The sequence below is a fragment of the Muricoccus nepalensis genome (assembly GCF_006438825.1).
GTDB lineage: Bacteria > Pseudomonadota > Alphaproteobacteria > Acetobacterales > Acetobacteraceae > Roseomonas > Roseomonas nepalensis.
Map to the genome: position 1 here is coordinate 83,217 of NZ_RCZP01000030.1, position 15,262 is coordinate 98,478.

Annotated in this window: 12 protein-coding genes and 1 pseudogene; 11 read left to right on the plus strand and 2 right to left on the minus strand. The window is 72.7% G+C overall.

What is annotated here, in order from left to right:
* Nucleotides 1-9: 9 nt before the first annotated feature.
* Nucleotides 10-912, minus strand: a complete 903-nt coding sequence (locus EAH89_RS22265; RefSeq protein WP_140885902.1) for an EamA family transporter — start codon at nt 910-912, stop codon at nt 10-12.
* Between the two features lie 209 nt (nt 913-1,121).
* Here EAH89_RS22265 and EAH89_RS22270 point away from each other — a divergent pair, with 209 nt between their 5' ends.
* From EAH89_RS22270 to dnaN, 8 genes are all read left to right on the plus strand, one after another.
* On the plus strand, nt 1,122-2,912 hold the full coding sequence (locus EAH89_RS22270) for a thiamine pyrophosphate-requiring protein (protein WP_140885903.1): 1,791 nt from the start codon (nt 1,122-1,124) through the stop codon (nt 2,910-2,912).
* Between the two features lie 48 nt (nt 2,913-2,960).
* Nucleotides 2,961-3,641 carry an SIMPL domain-containing protein gene (locus EAH89_RS22275; RefSeq protein WP_140885904.1) on the plus strand — a complete coding sequence of 227 codons (681 nt, stop codon included), beginning with the start codon at nt 2,961-2,963 and terminating at the stop codon, nt 3,639-3,641.
* Between the two features lie 72 nt (nt 3,642-3,713).
* Nucleotides 3,714-4,694, plus strand: coding sequence for a Bug family tripartite tricarboxylate transporter substrate binding protein (locus EAH89_RS22280; protein WP_140885905.1), 981 nt, complete (start codon nt 3,714-3,716; stop codon nt 4,692-4,694).
* A gap of 90 nt (nt 4,695-4,784) precedes the next feature.
* The gene (locus tag EAH89_RS22285) at nt 4,785-5,645 is read left to right on the plus strand and encodes a DMT family transporter (RefSeq protein WP_140885906.1); all 861 of its coding nucleotides are present in this window, start codon (nt 4,785-4,787) and stop codon (nt 5,643-5,645) included.
* Nucleotides 5,646-5,744: 99 nt separating this feature from the next.
* Nucleotides 5,745-6,524, plus strand: a complete 780-nt coding sequence (locus tag EAH89_RS22290) for an enoyl-CoA hydratase (protein ID WP_140885907.1) — start codon at nt 5,745-5,747, stop codon at nt 6,522-6,524.
* Nucleotides 6,525-6,654: 130 nt separating this feature from the next.
* Nucleotides 6,655-6,927, plus strand: a complete 273-nt coding sequence (gene rpsT / locus EAH89_RS22295; RefSeq protein WP_140885922.1) for a 30S ribosomal protein S20 — start codon at nt 6,655-6,657, stop codon at nt 6,925-6,927.
* Between the two features lie 235 nt (nt 6,928-7,162).
* On the plus strand, nt 7,163-8,632 hold the full coding sequence (gene dnaA, locus EAH89_RS22300; RefSeq protein ID WP_140885908.1) for a chromosomal replication initiator protein DnaA: 1,470 nt from the start codon (nt 7,163-7,165) through the stop codon (nt 8,630-8,632).
* A gap of 106 nt (nt 8,633-8,738) precedes the next feature.
* A complete protein-coding gene (gene dnaN, locus EAH89_RS22305) occupies nt 8,739-9,866 on the plus strand; it encodes a DNA polymerase III subunit beta (protein WP_140885909.1) in 1,128 nt (375 codons plus the stop codon).
* Here the strand turns inward: dnaN and EAH89_RS22310 are convergent.
* Nucleotides 9,863-10,657, minus strand: a complete 795-nt coding sequence (locus EAH89_RS22310; RefSeq protein WP_140885910.1) for a hypothetical protein — start codon at nt 10,655-10,657, stop codon at nt 9,863-9,865. The genes dnaN and EAH89_RS22310 overlap by 4 nt on opposite strands.
* Before the next feature lie 287 nt (nt 10,658-10,944).
* Here EAH89_RS22310 and recF point away from each other — a divergent pair, with 287 nt between their 5' ends.
* The 3 genes and pseudogenes from recF to EAH89_RS22325 all read left to right on the plus strand — a co-directional run.
* A complete protein-coding gene (gene recF / locus EAH89_RS22315) occupies nt 10,945-12,096 on the plus strand; it encodes a DNA replication/repair protein RecF (protein WP_140885911.1) in 1,152 nt (383 codons plus the stop codon).
* A gap of 186 nt (nt 12,097-12,282) precedes the next feature.
* Nucleotides 12,283-14,739: a DNA topoisomerase (ATP-hydrolyzing) subunit B gene (gene gyrB / locus EAH89_RS22320; RefSeq protein ID WP_140885912.1), complete on the plus strand. Its 2,457-nt coding sequence runs from the start codon at nt 12,283-12,285 to the stop codon at nt 14,737-14,739.
* A gap of 61 nt (nt 14,740-14,800) precedes the next feature.
* A pseudogene (locus tag EAH89_RS22325) lies at nt 14,801-15,262 on the plus strand (transposase); the annotation flags it as partial.

The window sequence follows — 15,262 nt, forward strand, 5'->3', positions numbered from 1 at the left end:
GCCGGCTTCTCACCCGAGGACCACGAGCACGACGCTGAGGACGATCAGCAGCGCGCCCACGGCGTCGCGCGGCTTCAGCGGCTCCTTCAGGTACCAGCGGCCGAAGGCGAGGGTGAAGACGATCTCCACCTGCCCGACCGAGCGCACCAGCGCCACGGGGGCGAGGGCGAAGCCGGTGAACCAGCAGACGGAGCCGAGGGAGGAGAGCAGCCCGACCGGCGCCGCGTTGCGCCAGTTGCGGAACACGGCCGCGACCGAGGCGGGTTCCCGCGCCAGCAGCCAGCCGCCCTGCATCACGGTCTGCATGACGTTGGTGACGACGACGGTGCAGAGCGCGCCGAGCACCGTGTCGGCCGCGGCGAGGTCCTGGTTTGCGGCCCGGATGGCGATTCCCGTCAGCCCGAAGCAGCTTCCGGCGGCGACGCCGCAGAGGGCCGCGGGCTGGGCGGTGGCCCGCAGCGCCTGGCGGAGGCTGGAGACCTGTCCCGCGAGGGAGAGCCAGAGCACCGCGCAGACCCCGAGCGCGATGCCGGCCCAGCTCAGGGCCGAGAGGTGCTCGCCGAGAAGGATGATCGCGAAGACCGCGCCCTGGAGCGCCTCGGTCTTGGAGTAGGCCGTGCCGACGGCGAAGCCGCGGGGCGCGAAGGAGGCGATGAGGAAGACCGTGCCGAAGATCTGCAGCAGCCCGCCGAGCGCGCAGAGAAGAAGGGCGCGCGGGCCGAAATGAGGGATCGTGCCGTCCGTGGCCCACCACCAGGCGCCGACCAGAACAAGGCCGGGCGGCACGCCGTAGAGGTAGCGCACGACCGCCGCGGCGTTGAGCGAGAGGGCGCCGCGGAGCTTCTGCTGGAGAGCCGTGCGCCAGCACTGGAAGAGCGCGGCGGAGAGGGTGGCGGCGAGCCAGAGGGGCATGGGCGCGTCCGGGCGGGCGGGGAGGGGGACCGCGGCCGGGGCGGCGCAATGCGGGGAGGGGTGCCAGGGTCCTCCCCCCTCCCCCTCCCGTCAATCGCGCAACCCGCGCCGGAAGGGGGGCGTTCCCCGGGAGCCCCCGGCCAGGGGGGCGTCACGCGGCGCCCCTCCCGGACGGCCACGCACCAGCTTCGATCGACAGCGGGGACTTCATGGCGAAGAAGGTCAGCGACTTCTTCTGGGAACGCCTGCACGCCTGGGGCGTGCGCCGGGTCTTCGGCTATCCCGGCGACGGCGTGAACGGGCTGCTCGGCGGGCTGCAGCGCTTCGGCACCGACAAGATCCAGTTCGTGCAGGTGCGGCACGAGGAGATGGCGGCCTTCATGGCCAGCGCGCATTCCAAGTTCACGGGCGAGGTGGGCGTCTGCCTCGCGACCAGCGGGCCCGGCGCCACGCACCTCATCACCGGGATGTACGACGCGGCCGCCGACCACATGCCGATGTTGGCCATCGCCGGGCACACGGTGCGCACGGCGATCGGCGGCCACTACCAGCAGGAGGCGGACCTGCTGAGCGCCTTCAAGGACGTGGCCGGCGCCTACGTGCAGCAGGCCACGGTGCCCGCGCAGATGCGCCACCTGGTGGACCGCGCCATGCGCACGGCCATGGGCGAGCGGCGCGTGACGGCGCTGATCATCCCCAACGACCTCTCGGAGGAGGCCTACGAGGACCCGCCGCACGCCCATGGCACGAACCATTCGGGCGTGGGCTGGACGCCGCCGCGGGTCATCCCGCGCGACGAGGACCTGCGGCGGGCGGCGGCGGTGCTGAACGAGGGCGAGCGCGTCGCGATCCTCGTCGGCGCCGGGGCGCGGGAGGCGGCGCCGGAGCTGGAGGCGGTGGCGGACCGGCTGGGCGCGGGGGCGGCGAAGGCGCTGCTCGGCAAGGACGTGCTGCCGGACGACCTGCCCTGGGTGACCGGCACCATCGGGCTGCTCGGCACCCGGCCGAGCTGGGACCTGATGCAGGACTGCGACACGCTGCTGATGGTGGGATCGAGCTTCCCGTGGTCGGAGTTCCTGCCCAAGGAGGGGCAGGCGAGGGGCGTGCAGGTCGACCTCCAGCCCGCCATGCTCAGCCTGCGCTACCCGATGGAGGTGCCGCTCACGGGGGACGCGGCCGAGACGCTGCGCGCCCTGCTGCCGCTGCTCGACCAGAAGGAGGACACCGCCTGGCGGGAGGGGATCGCGGAGGGCAACCGGAAGTGGCGCGACCTGATCGAGAGCCGGGCGCGGGCCGCGGCGAACCCGGTGAACCCGCAGCTGCCGTTCCAGGAGTTGTCCTCGCGGCTGCCGGACCGGGTGATCCTGACGAGCGATTCCGGGTCGGCCGTGAACTGGTACGCGCGGAACCTGATGATGCGGCGGGGGATGCGGGGCTCGCTCTCGGGCAGCTTCGCCAGCATGGGGGCGGCGGTGCCCTACGCCTTCGCGGCGAAGATGGCGCATCCCGACCGCCCCGTGATCGCCATGGTCGGCGACGGCGCCATGCAGATGAACAACATGGCGGAGCTGATCACCGTCGCCCAGCACTGGCGGCACTGGTCCAACCCGACCTGGGTCTGCCTCGTGCTGAACAACCAGGACCTGAACGAGGTGACCTGGGAGCAGCGGGTGATGGAGGGCATGCCGAAGTTCGAGGACACGCAGCGGCTGCCGGACTTCCCCTACCACCGCTTCGCCGAGCTGGCGGGGCTGCGCGGGATCTTCGTCGACGACCCGGCGCGGGTGGGCGAGGCGCTGGACGAGGCGCTCGCCGCCGACCGCCCGGTGGTGCTGGAGATCCGGACGGACCCGAACGTCGCGCCGCTGCCGCCGCACACGCAGGTGGCGCAGGCCACCCATTTCGCCTCGGCGCTGCTGCACGACCCCGACAAGGGCCAGGTGATCCTCGACACCGCGCGGCAGGTGATGAGCGCGGTGCTGCCGAACCGGAAGGGCTGACGCGCGGGCTGCCGCATCTTCGCCACGGGCGGAGGGCAGGCTGGAGGGATGAGACGAAGCCTCCTGCTCCTCCTCCTGGCGCTGCCCGCCGCGGCAGCCCGGGCGCAGGCGCCGCCGGTCTTTCCGGGGCCGGGCACGCTGCTCCGGCTCTCGGAATCGGCGCAGGTCACCCGAGCGCCGGACGAGGTGAGCGCGACGCTCCGCGCCGAGGCGCGGGAGGCCACGCCGGCGGCGGCCCAGGCGGCGGTGAACCGCGCCATGGCGGCGGCGCTGGAGGCGGCGCGGGCCGCGCCGGGCGTGACCGCTTCCACCGGGGCCTACGGGACCTGGCGGCAGGAGGACCCGGCGCGCTGGGTCGCGAGCCAGGCGCTGAACCTGCGGGCGGCGAGCCCGGCGGCCCTGCTGGAACTCGTGGGCGCGCTCCAGTCGCGCGGCCTGGCGTTGGGCGGCATCGCCCACGGGCTCTCGCGCGACGCCCTCCGCGCCGCGCGCCAGGAGGCGTCCGGCCTGGCCTTGGACGCGCTGCGCCGGCGCGCCGACGCCGTGGCGGCGGATCTGGGCATGCGGGTGGAGCGGATCGCGGAGGTCAACCTCGAGGCCACCGACCTCGCCATGCCCCGCCCCGCCCTGGCGACCATGGCCCGCGCCGCGCCCGCCCCGGTCGCGCAGGCGGAGGACATCGTGGTGAGCGCCTCGGCCCAGGCCGCGGTGGTGCTGGCGCCGAACTAGGGCGGGAGGCCCGGGTTGACGGGGCCGGCGGCGGGCGGGACCGTCCGGCCCGACCTGCCCGGAGAGCGCGCGATGCCCCGTCCCCTTGCGATTCTCGGCGCGACGGCCCTCGCGCTGCTCGCGGCGGCGCCGCTCCGGGCGCAGTCCTTGGCGGGCGGGCCGTCCGGGTCCCAGCCGCCGATCCGCCTGATCGTCGGCTTTCCGCCCGGCGGCGGGATCGACCTGCTGACGCGCGTCATGGGGGAGGGGCTCTCCGCCCGCCTCGGGCGCACGGTGGTGGTGGAGAACCGCGCGGGGGCGGGGGGCAACATCGCGGCGGACGCCGTGGCCAAGGCGGCGCCGGACGGCAGCGTGCTCGGGGCCGTGCCCGCCGGGCCGCTGGTGATCAACCGCCACATCTACCGCACGATGCCTTTCGACCCGCTGGCGGACTTCACCCCCATCAGCCGCTTCGCCGCGATCCCCGTCGTGTTCCTGGCGGCGCCGCGGGCGGGCATCACGGACATCGCCTCGCTGCGCGCGGCGCTGGAGAAGGGGCCGCTGCCCTGCGGCACGCCGGGGGCGGGCACCACCCAGCACTTGGCGGTCGTGCTGCTGATGCGCGAGATCGGGCGGGACTGCACCCTCGTGCACTACCGTGGGACGGGACCCGCCCTGCCGGACCTGCTGACCGGCACCATCGCCCTCTACACCGACACCGTCGTGACCGGGCTGCCGCCGGCGCGGGACGGGCGGGCGCGGGCGGTCGCGATCGCCTCCCCCGCGCGCTCGGCGCTGGCGCCGGAGGTTCCCGTGGTGGCCGAGAGCGTGCCAGGCTTCGTGGCGGAGACCTGGCTCGCCCTCGTCGGCCCGCGCGGCCTGTCCGAGGCGCAGGCCGCGCGGCTGGAGGCGGCGATGGTCGCGATCGCGCGCGACCCCGCGGTGGCCGCCCGTCTGCGCGACCTCGCGGCCGAGCCCGTGGGCTCCACCCGGGCGGAGCTGGCGGAGACGATCCGCGCGCAGGACGCGGTCTGGGGGCCGGTGGCGCGGGCGGCGAACGTGACGGCGGACTGACAACCCTCGCCCCGCCCCCCACTGGGCGCAGGGCACCCCTTCCCGGCCGCGCGGGGACGGGGCGCGTGGCCCGTGCCATGGTGGCGCCCGATGTCACCGATCTCCGCCGGGCTCCTCTTCCAGTTCGCGGCCATCGCCCTCTTCGTGGTGCTGGACACCCTCACGAAGGTGCTGACGGCCCATTACCCGATCCCGCAGATCGTCTTCATGCGCTTCGCCTTCCACACGCTGGTGGTGGCCCTGGCGCTGCGGGCGGCGACCGGGCGTCTGCCCTGGCGCAGCCGCGCCCCGGGGCTGGAGGCGGTGCGGAGCCTCTGCCTGCTGGTGGCCAACGGGCTCTTCGTCGTGGCGCTGTTCCACATCCCGCTGGCGGACGCCTCGGCCGTCACCTTCGCCTCCCCCATCTTCACCGCCGCCCTGGCCGCCCTCGTGCTGGGGGAGACGGTGGGGCGGCGGCGCTGGGTCGGCATCGGGGTCGGGCTGCTGGGCGTGATGGTGGCGCTCAGGCCGCCCTTCCTGACGGGGGAGACGCCGCACTGGGCGCTGTTCCTGCCGCTGGGCACCGCCGCCTCCTTCGCGGTCTACCAGATCCTCACGCGGAAGCTCTCGGTGGTGGATTCGCCCCACACCATCATCCTGCACACCGGGATCGCCGCGGGGGGCCTGGCGGCGCTGGCGCAGCCCTTCGCCTGGCAGGCGCCGGACGCCGCCGGCTGGCTCCTGATGGCGCTGGCGGGGGTCTTCGGGGCCAGCGGGCACTACCTCCTCATCCAGGCCTATTCCCGGGCGCCGGCGAGCATCCTTGCGCCGATGACCTACACGCAGCTCCTCTGGGCCACGCTCTCCTCCGCGCTGTTCTTCGGGGACCCGCCGGATGGCTGGACCCTGCTGGGGGCGGCGGTGATCGCGACGGGGGGCGTGGTGGTGGCCTGGCCGGAGCGGCGGGCCTGAGGGGGCGGCCGTCTTCCGGCCGGACCGTCGATCCCTGGGGGCGCCCCGTTGACCGCTTCGCCGCCGCGCCACAGCCTGCGCGCCTCAAGGGAGGGCACGATGGCCGGCTACGGGATGATCAAGGTGGAGACGCGCGGCAAGGTGGGGCTGATCACGCTCGACCGGCCGGCGGCGCTGAACGCCCTCTGCGACCAGCTGATGACGGAGCTCGGCCAGGCGCTGCGCGCCTTCGACACCGAGGCGGCGGTGGGCGCGATCGTGCTGACGGGCAGCGAGAAGGCCTTCGCCGCCGGCGCCGACATCAAGGAGATGAAGGACCGCACCTACCCCGCGGTGCATTTCGAGGACTTCATCGGCAACAAGTGGGAGACGGTGCTCACCATCAAGAAGCCGGTGATCGCGGCGGTGGCGGGCTTCGCGCTGGGCGGCGGCTGCGAGCTAGCCATGATGTGCGACATCATCATCGCGGCCGAGACCGCGAAGTTCGGCCAGCCCGAGATCCGCCTGGGCATCATCCCCGGCGCGGGCGGGTCGCAGCGGCTGATCCGGGCCGTGGGCAAGTCCAAGGCGATGGACATGATCCTCACCGGCCGGATGATGGACGCGGCCGAGGCGGAGCGGTCCAACCTGGTCACCCGCGTGGTGCCGGCCGAGAGCCTCGTGGAGGAGGCGCTGAAGATGGGCGAGGCGATCGCCGCCTTCTCGCAGCCGTCCGTCGCCATGGCGAAGGAGGCGGTGAACGCGGCGCACGAGCTTTCGCTGAAGGAAGGCGTGCGGCTGGAGCGGCGGCTGTTCCACAGCCTGTTTGCGACGGAGGACCAGAAGGAGGGGATGTCGGCCTTCGCCGAGAAGCGAAAGCCCGCCTTCCGCAACGCCTGAAGGGGGTGATCCGGGCGCCGGACCTCTTTCCTTGACTCAACGGGGGGCTGTGGATAGAACGCCCCCCTTCCTGCGGCCGTCCATGACGGGCCGCGCCCCGTTAACATTTCGACTGGTATTCTCAAGGCCCATGGCGAACACCGCATCCGCGCGCAAGCGCATCCGGCAGAACGAGAAGCGCGTTGAGCGCAACCGCGCCCGCCGCTCGCGCGTCCGCACCTTCCTGCGGGCCGTCGAGGAGGCGATCACGGGCGGCGACAAGGCGAAGGCCCAGGAGGCGTTCCGCCTCGCGCAGCCCGAGCTGCAGCGTGCCGCCGATAAGGGCGTGACGCACGACAACACCGTGGCGCGCAAGCTGTCGCGGCTGTCGGCGCGCATCAAGGCGATCGCCGCCGCCGCCTGATCTGGTAAGAACGCCCTTGGGCGTTCTTGCGAGCAGTATTCCCGAGTAAAGTCGTGGGGCGAACGCGCCACGGTGCTTGTGCGCCGTGGCGTTTTTCTTTGCGCTAACCCCGCGCGTCTTTGGCGTGAACGTGTATGGCGTTTACGACCCTCGGGGCGTCAGGTTACCGTTCTGAGATGCAGCGTCCGTCCACGCGTCGCCGCGGGGATGCAAGAGGGGGCTACGGGTGGATCGCATGCCGGATCAGCACGCCAACGCCACGCCCTCCGCCGGTTCCGCCGAGCAGGAGCGGGTGGACGACGTGCGCCTGGATGCGGCCTGGGCGCGGATCCGCGGCCGCCTGCGCGAGGAGGTCGGCGAGGCCGAGTACCGCACCTGGCTGCGCCAGCTGACGCTGGCCGGCGTGGAGGGCGAGGAGGCGATCGTCCAGGTCCCCACGCGCTTCCTGCGCGACTGGCTGCGCGGCCAGTACGGCGACCGCCTGCGCGCGCTGTGGCAGGCCGAGGGGCTCGGCGTGCGCCGCGTGGACATCCGCGTCGCCTCGCCGGCGGCCCCGCGCGAGGCCGCCGCGGCGCCGGAGGGCGCGGAACTCGCCGAGCCCCTGCCGGCCACGCGCCCGGCCGGGGAGGCGACGCGCGCCGAGTCGCAGAAGGCGGAGGCCCGCGGGGACTGGGCCGCGCCGCTCGACCCGCGCTTCACCTTCGACAGCTTCATCGTCGGCAAGCCGAACGAGTTCGCCCATGCCTGCGCGCGCCGCGTGGCGGAGAAGCCGAACTCACCCGGGTTCAACCCGCTCTTCCTCTACGGCGGCGTGGGCCTGGGCAAGACGCACCTGATGCACGCGATTGCCTGGGCGATCCGGGCGCCGCAGGAGGGCATCGCGGGGCGGTCCGTCGCCTACATGAGCGCCGAGAAGTTCATGTACCGCTTCATCGCGGCGCTGCGCAGCCAGTCCACGATGGAGTTCAAGGAGAGCCTCCGCTCCGTCGACGTGCTGATGATCGACGACCTGCAGTTCCTGATCGGCAAGGACAACACGCAGGAGGAGTTCTTCCACACCTTCAACGCGCTGGTGGACCAGGGCAAGCAGATCGTCGTCTCCTCCGACAAGCCGCCCTCGGACCTCGCGGGGCTGGAGGACCGGCTGCGGACGCGGCTGGGCTGCGGCATGGTGGCGGACATCCACGCCACGACCTACGAGCTCCGCATCTCGATCCTGGAGAGCAAGGCGAACACCGCGCAGGTGGACGTGCCCGCCCGCGTGCTGGAGTTCCTGGCGCACAAGATCACCTCCAACGTGCGCGAGCTCGAGGGGGCGCTGAACCGGCTGATCGCGCACGCGAACCTCTTCGGCCGGCCGGTGACGCTGGAATCCTGCCAGGAGGTGCTGCACGACATCCTCCGCGCCCATGACCGCCGGGTGACGATCGAGGAGATCCAGAAGCGGGTGGCCGAGCACTACAACATCCGCCTGACCGACATGTCCTCCGCCCGGCGCGCGCGGAACGTGGCGCGGCCCCGGCAGGTGGCGATGTACCTGTCCAAGCAGCTCACCTCCCGCTCCCTGCCCGAGATCGGGCGGCGCTTCGGGAACCGGGACCACACGACGGTCATGCACGCCGTCTCCCGCGTCGCGGAGCTGATGCAGGGCGATGCTGGCTTCGCCGAGGACGTGGAGCTGCTCCGGCGCATGCTGGAGACCTGAGCCGCCCCCGACTCGGCGGGGGCGAGGCTTCACGCCGCGTTTTCGTGATGATAGAGGGCTCACTCGGGGGCTCTCCGCCCCCAATGGCGTTGCGGGGGTGGCGGCGATGAAGTTCACGGTGGACCGGGCTGTGCTCCTGAAAGCCCTTGCCCATGTGCAGGGCGTGGTGGAGCGGCGCAACACCATCCCGATCCTGGCGAACGTGCTTCTCGATGCCGGCAAGGACGGGCTGCGTCTCACCGCGACGGACATGGAGATCGCCATCGTCGAGGAGGTGGCCGGCGTCGAGGTGGCGCGCGAGGGCCGCTGCACCGCCCCGGCCGCGACCCTGCTGGAGATCGTCCGCAAGCTGCCCGAGGGGCAGAAGGTCGAGCTGGACCACCGCGGCGGCGACGCGCCGCTCGCGCTCCGCGCCGGGCGCTACAACACGGGGCTGATGGTGCTGCCGGTGGAGGACTTCCCCTCCATGACCGAGGGCAAGCTGCCGCACCGCTTCAGCGTGACCGCCGGCATGCTCCGTGACCTGATCGACCGCACGAAGTTCGCGATCTCGACCGAGGAGACGCGCTACTACCTCAACGGCATCTACCTGCACGCGACCGAGGTGGAGGGCGTGAAGGTGCTGCGGGCCGTGGCCACCGACGGGCACCGCCTGGCCCGCGTCGAGGAGCCGCTGCCCGAGGGGGCGGCGGGGATGCCCGGGGTGATCGTGCCCCGCAAGACCGTCAACGAGCTGCGCAAGCTGGCCGAGGAGACGATGGAGGAGATCGAGTTCCGGCTCTCCGACACGAAGCTCCAGGTGAAGCTCGGCACGGTGACGCTGACGAGCAAGCTCATCGACGGCACCTTCCCGGACTACGAGCGGGTGATCCCGAAGGGGAACGACCGCGTGCTCTCCGTGGACAAGGCCGCCTTCGCGGCCGCGGTGGACCGCGTGGCCGCCATCAGCAGCGAGCGCTCGCGCCCCGTGAAGCTGTCGCTCGAGAAGAACCACCTCCTCCTCACCGCCGCGTCGCCCGAGCAGGGCCAGGCGCAGGAGGAGCTGGACGGGGACACCGTCACCTACGACGCCGCGCCGCTCGAGATTGGCTTCCAGGCGCGCTACCTCAAGGACATCACCGACCAGGTGGACGGTCAGGTGGAGTTCCGCTTCGCCGACGGCTCGGCGCCCACCATCGTGCAGGATGCGGCCAAGCCCGAGGCGCTCTACGTCCTGATGCCGATGCGGGTCTAGCCGCCGGGCTGGTCGAGGACCTCCAGCAAGTCGATCGGGATGTAGCCGCTGGCGGCGGGGCTCGTGACCTCCGCCCATTGCCGCCCGTTGGCCACGAGCTGGCGGAGGATGGCCACGCGGCTGCCGCGGGAGATGCCCTGCTCCGTCGCCCGCGAGGGGAAGGGGGAGGTCAGGACCACCCCGTCCTCAAGCACTACGGCCGGGCGGCTTCCATTGGGCGGCTTCCAGCCGGCGCCGTCCGGCGGGGCGGGCAGCTCTGCGGAGGCGGCCTCGGCGCGCGCGGGCCGGGCCGGGCGGGAGGCCGCGAGGCGGGACGTGCCCCCGTCTCCTCCCGGCGGGCGGGTGGCCGGGAGGCTCGCCGCGAGCCAGCCGATCGGGATGCCGGCCATGACCGCGAAGAAGGCCGTCCGGGCCGTGCCGGAGCGGCGCGCCGCGACCGCGTGGCGATGCGGCCGCCCCGCCCCGCCCCCCAGGCCGATCGGGGCGAGTTGGCGCCCGGTCGTGCCCTGCATCAGCCGCATCTCCGCCCGCAGGAAGGCAGCCTCCTCGCGCAGCCGGGCGACCTCGTTGCGCAGCTCCGCGTTCTCGCGCTCCGGGTCCGACGGGTCGGCGTGGCCGCCGGCCAGGGCGCCGCTCTGCAGCCACTCGGCGTAGTCGTTGAAGTTCAGCCCGTGCTTGCCCAGCAACTGGACCAGCCGGTCCCGCGCCGCTTCCGCCTCGGCCTGGTGGTCCGAACCCAGCCGCCGCGTGAGGTGACCGAGAAGCTCTGTTTCCTTCGTGCTGAAAGCCATGACCGTCAACGCTCGCCGGAAGGGTTCGATCCACGGCCGCGTGAATCGGGATGGCACGGTGACGGCCGCCCCTGCCCGGCGCATTTGGGGGGGCGATCCGGGAAGTGCCAGAGTGGCGCCGGCGTGACGCCCGCTCCCTTCGGAGGTTTGCCCCATGGACATGCACCGGTGACATCCCCGGCGAAGCGGCCCCTCCGCGGGTCGTCCGGCCTGCCAGGCGTCGTCGCGCGCCAGGGGCGCGCCCGGCGCGGTGGCCTGCGCCCGGTGATGGAAGACCGTCCCGCCGCGTGAACCCGTCGCTTCGCCTCACCCGCCTGCAGCTGCAGGACTTCCGCAACCACGCGCGGGCCACGATGCGGTTCTCGGCCGGGATCGTGGTGATCGCCGGGGAGAACGGCTCGGGCAAGACGAACCTGCTGGAGGCGATCAGCCTGCTCGGTCCCGGGCGCGGGCTGCGCGGGGCGCGGATCGCCGACCTGGGCCGCCATGTCGGCGAGGAGGCGCTTCCCTGGGCCGTCTCGGGGCGCTTCGAGGGGCCGGAGGGCACCTTCGACCTCGGCACCGGCACGGTGCACGACGGCGCGCCCGACAAGCGGGCCTTCCGGCTCGATGGCGCCCCCGTGCGGTCCCAGGCGGAGCTCGGGCGCCTGGTGGCGGCGGTGTGGCTGACGCCGCAGATGGACCGGCTGTTCCAGGAGGCCGCCTCCGGCCGGCGCCGCTTCCTCGACCGCCTCGTCTGGGCGCTGGACCCGAACCACGCGCGGGAGGTCTCGGCCTACGAGAACGCCATGACCCAGCGCAACCGCCTCCTGGCCGAGGGACGCGACGGCGGCCGCGTGGAGGCGCGCTGGCTGGACGGGCTGGAGGACGCCATGGCCCGCCACGGCGTGGCCCTGACGGCGGCCCGGCGGTCCCTGGTGGCGCGGCTGAACGGCGCCCTGGCCGAGGGGCTGGCGGGCGCCTTCCCGGCGGCCCTCTGCGCGCTCGAGTGCGACACGGCGGCGGCGCTTGAGAGCCAATCCGCGCTGGAGGTGGAGGACGGGCTGCGCGCGGCCCTGGCGGCCCGGCGGGGGCGCGACGCGGCGGCGGGCATGGCGCTGGGCGGGCCGCACCGCTGCGACCTGCGGCTGTCGCACCTGCCCAAGGGGGTTCCGGCCGAGCTTTGCTCCACCGGGGAGCAGAAGGCGCTGCTGATCTCGACGGTCCTGGCCCATTCCGCGCTCATCGCGGCCACCCGCGGCTTCGCGCCGCTGCTGCTGCTGGACGAGATCGCCGCCCATCTCGACGCGGTGCGGCGGGAGGCGCTTTTCGCGGCGCTCGCGGCCCTGCCGGCGCAGAGCTTCCTGACGGGGACGGAGCCCGGCGTCTTCGCGTCGCTGAAGGGGGTGGCGGAGGGCTTCGCCATTGGGCCGGAGGGGGTCGTGCCGGAGGCGGCCTGAGCCGGTCCGGCGCCGCCGTGGGGCGGCCCCGGGGCGAGCGCGCGGCGCCGGCGCGCCGGGAGGGGGGAGGGCGCCGTTTGCCGGGAGCCCCCCATGGCGTCTCGCGCGCGTAATCCTTATATACACGGAACACGATTCCGCATGGCCGCGCACCGATCGCTGCGGTCGGAGAGGTTCCCAGCCCGCATGACCGAGTCCACCCGCGCCGCCCATAAGGCCGAGGTCGCCGCCGCCGGCGCCGATGGGGCCTATGACAGCGCCTCCATCACCGTGCTGCGCGGCCTGGAGGCCGTCCGCAAGCGCCCGGGCATGTATATCGGCGACACCGACGACGGCTCGGGCCTGCACCACATGGCCTTCGAGATCATCGACAACGCCGTGGACGAGGCCCAGGCCGGCTACGCCACCACCTGCACCGCCGTGCTGAACGGCGACGGCAGCGTGACGGTGACGGACGACGGGCGCGGCATCCCGACCGACATCCACGCCGAGGAGGGGGTCTCCGCTGCCGAGGTGGTGCTGACGCGGCTGCACGCGGGCGGCAAGTTCAACCAGAACTCCTACAAGGTCTCGGGCGGCCTGCACGGCGTGGGCGCGGCGGTGGTGAACGCCCTGTCCGAGTGGATGGAGGTCCGCATCTGGCGGAACGGCCAGGAGCACTTCATCCGCTTCGAGTACGGCGAGACCGTGCAGCCGCTGGTCGTGGTGGGGCCGAGCGACCACCCCACGGGCACGCAGGTGACCTTCAAGCCCTCGGCCGAGACCTTCACCAAGACCGAGTTCGAGTTCGCTATCCTGGAGAAGCGCCTTCGCGAGCTGGCCTTCCTCAACTCCGGCCTGCGCATCCACCTGCGCGACGAGCGCCACACGCCCGTGCAGGAGGTGGACTTCTTCTTCGAGGGCGGGCTCGTCGCCTTCGTGGAGTGGATGGACGCGGCGGAGGACCCGCTCTTCAAGCCGCCCGTCTCCTTCGCCAGCAAGGAGACCGATGGCATCCGCGTGGAGATGGCGATGTGGTGGAACCGCTCGCCCCGCGAGCGGACGCTGTGCTTCACCAACAACATCCCCCAGCGCGACGGTGGCACGCACCAAGCGGGCTTCCGCCAGGCGATGACGCGCGTGGTGACGAAGTACGCGGCCGAGATGGCCAAGAAGGAGAAGGTGGAGCTCTCCGGCGAGGACATGCGCGAAGGCCTGACCTGCGTGCTGTCTGTGAAGGTGCCAGACCCGAAGTTCTCCTCGCAGACGAAGGACAAGCTCGTCTCCTCCGAGGTGCAGCCGGTGGTGCAGGTGGCGGTGGCCGATGCGCTGAGCCACTGGTTCGAGACGCACCCCAAGGAAGCGAAGCTGGTGCTGGAGCAGGTCGTGCTCTCGGCGGTCGCGCGCCGGGCGGCGCAGATGGCGCGGGAGAAGGTGGGGCGGAAGAACCCGCTCGACATCTCGACCCTGCCCGGCAAGCTGGCGGACTGCCAGGAGAAGGACCCCGCGAAGTCGGAGCTGTTCCTCGTCGAGGGTGACAGCGCCGGCGGCTCCGCCAAGCAGGGCCGCAACCGCGCGAACCAGGCGATCCTGCCGCTGAAGGGCAAGATCCTGAACGTCGAGCGGGCGCGAATGGACAAGATGCTGTCCTCGGCCGAGGTCGGCACGCTGATCACGGCGCTCGGCGCCGGCATCGGCGCGCGCGACCCGGACCGGCCGAACATGCCGTTCTTCGACCCCGACAAGCTTCGCTACCACCGCATCGTCATCATGACGGACGCGGACGTGGACGGATCGCATATCCGCACGCTGCTGCTGACCTTCTTCTTCCGCCAGATGCCGGAGCTGATCGAGCGCGGCTACCTCTACATCGCGCAGCCGCCGCTCTACCGCGCCAAGCGGGGCAACGAGGAGCGCTACCTCAAGGACGACCGCGCGCTCGAGGAGTACCTGCTCGAGAAGGCGCTGCACGGCGCGCGCCTCGCCTACGCGGACGGCCGCGATATCGGCGGCGAGGAGCTGCGGGCGGCGGTTGACGTCATGCGCGCGGCCTCCCGGCGCATCCGGCGCCTGTCGAGCAGCGTGCCCGCGGAGATCGTGGAGCAGGCGGCGGTCGCGGGTGCCCTCGGCACCGAGCCGCACCCGGACGCTGGCCAGCGGCTCGTCGCGCGGCTGAACGAGATGGCGGTTCCGAGCGAACGGAGCTGGAAGGCGACGCTCGACGAGGAGGGGCTGCGGGTCTTCCGCCAGGTGCGCGGCGTGACCGAGAGCCACCACCTCGACCTCGTCGCCCTGCGCTCGGCCGAGGGGCGCTGGCTGGAGGAGCGGCGCGACCGTCTGGCCGCCGATTTCGACGCGCCGGTGGTGCTGCACTTCGAGGCGCAGCGGCACGAGGCGCGCGGGCCGATGGCGGCGTTGGACCGCATCCTCGGGCAGGGTCGCAAGGGGCTGGCGGTGCAGCGCTTCAAGGGGCTCGGCGAGATGAACCCCGACCAGCTCTGGAAGACCACGCTGGACCCGGAGGCGCGCACGCTGCTGCAGGTGGCGGTGGAGGACGCGGATGATGCCGGGCGTGTCTTCTCGACGCTCATGGGCGATGTCGTGGAGCCCCGGCGCGACTTCATCGTGGGGAATGCGCTGAAGGTGGCGAACTTGGATGTCTAGGTCCTGTTAGCGCCTGGACTGCTGGCGTGAGTGGGCGTTCTCCGGCTTTGCGGAGGGTGCGATGGCGCTGACGGACCAGCAGTGGGCAGTGCTGGAGCCCTTGGTCGAGGCCTGCCGCCCGCACGCCAAGGTGCCGCCGCAGCACCTGCGCAGGACCATCGGCGCGATCCTCTGGCGACACGACAACGGCGCGAAGTGGCGGGCCCTGCCGGTGGAGGAGGGGCYCTGGTGGGTTCGGAGCACTGCTCCGAACGCCACGGGCTGGCTGCACAGACCTTCATACGCTGGTCGCGCCTGGGCGTGTGGGAGCGCCTGCTGAGCATGGCGCAGGAACGTGGCGTCGGGCTCGGTATGACCTTCCTCGACGGTACATCGATCCGGGCACACCAGAAGGCAGCAGGGGCGGCCAAAAAGCCGCGACAGCGGCGGAGCGGGACGAGCGTGAGGCGCTTGGCCGTTCTCGTGGCGGCTTCGGCACCAAGGTCTGCGTCATCGCGGACAGCGCAGGCCGCGCTGTCGCCTT

Bases quoted from the DNA above. Each gene is read 5' to 3' on its own strand.
- EAH89_RS22310 (WP_140885910.1), bottom strand. From the start codon at position 10,657: ATGGCTTTCAGCACGAAGGAAACAGAGCTTCTCGGTCACCTCACGCGG.
- EAH89_RS22290 (WP_140885907.1), top strand. From the start codon at position 5,745: ATGGCCGGCTACGGGATGATCAAGGTGGAGACGCGCGGCAAGGTGGGG.
- dnaN (WP_140885909.1), top strand. From the start codon at position 8,739: ATGAAGTTCACGGTGGACCGGGCTGTGCTCCTGAAAGCCCTTGCCCAT.
- EAH89_RS22265 (WP_140885902.1), bottom strand. From the start codon at position 912: ATGCCCCTCTGGCTCGCCGCCACCCTCTCCGCCGCGCTCTTCCAGTGC.
- EAH89_RS22280 (WP_140885905.1), top strand. From the start codon at position 3,714: ATGCCCCGTCCCCTTGCGATTCTCGGCGCGACGGCCCTCGCGCTGCTC.
- dnaA (WP_140885908.1), top strand. From the start codon at position 7,163: ATGCCGGATCAGCACGCCAACGCCACGCCCTCCGCCGGTTCCGCCGAG.
- EAH89_RS22285 (WP_140885906.1), top strand. From the start codon at position 4,785: ATGTCACCGATCTCCGCCGGGCTCCTCTTCCAGTTCGCGGCCATCGCC.
- gyrB (WP_140885912.1), top strand. From the start codon at position 12,283: ATGACCGAGTCCACCCGCGCCGCCCATAAGGCCGAGGTCGCCGCCGCC.
- rpsT (WP_140885922.1), top strand. From the start codon at position 6,655: ATGGCGAACACCGCATCCGCGCGCAAGCGCATCCGGCAGAACGAGAAG.
- EAH89_RS22270 (WP_140885903.1), top strand. From the start codon at position 1,122: ATGGCGAAGAAGGTCAGCGACTTCTTCTGGGAACGCCTGCACGCCTGG.
- EAH89_RS22275 (WP_140885904.1), top strand. From the start codon at position 2,961: ATGAGACGAAGCCTCCTGCTCCTCCTCCTGGCGCTGCCCGCCGCGGCA.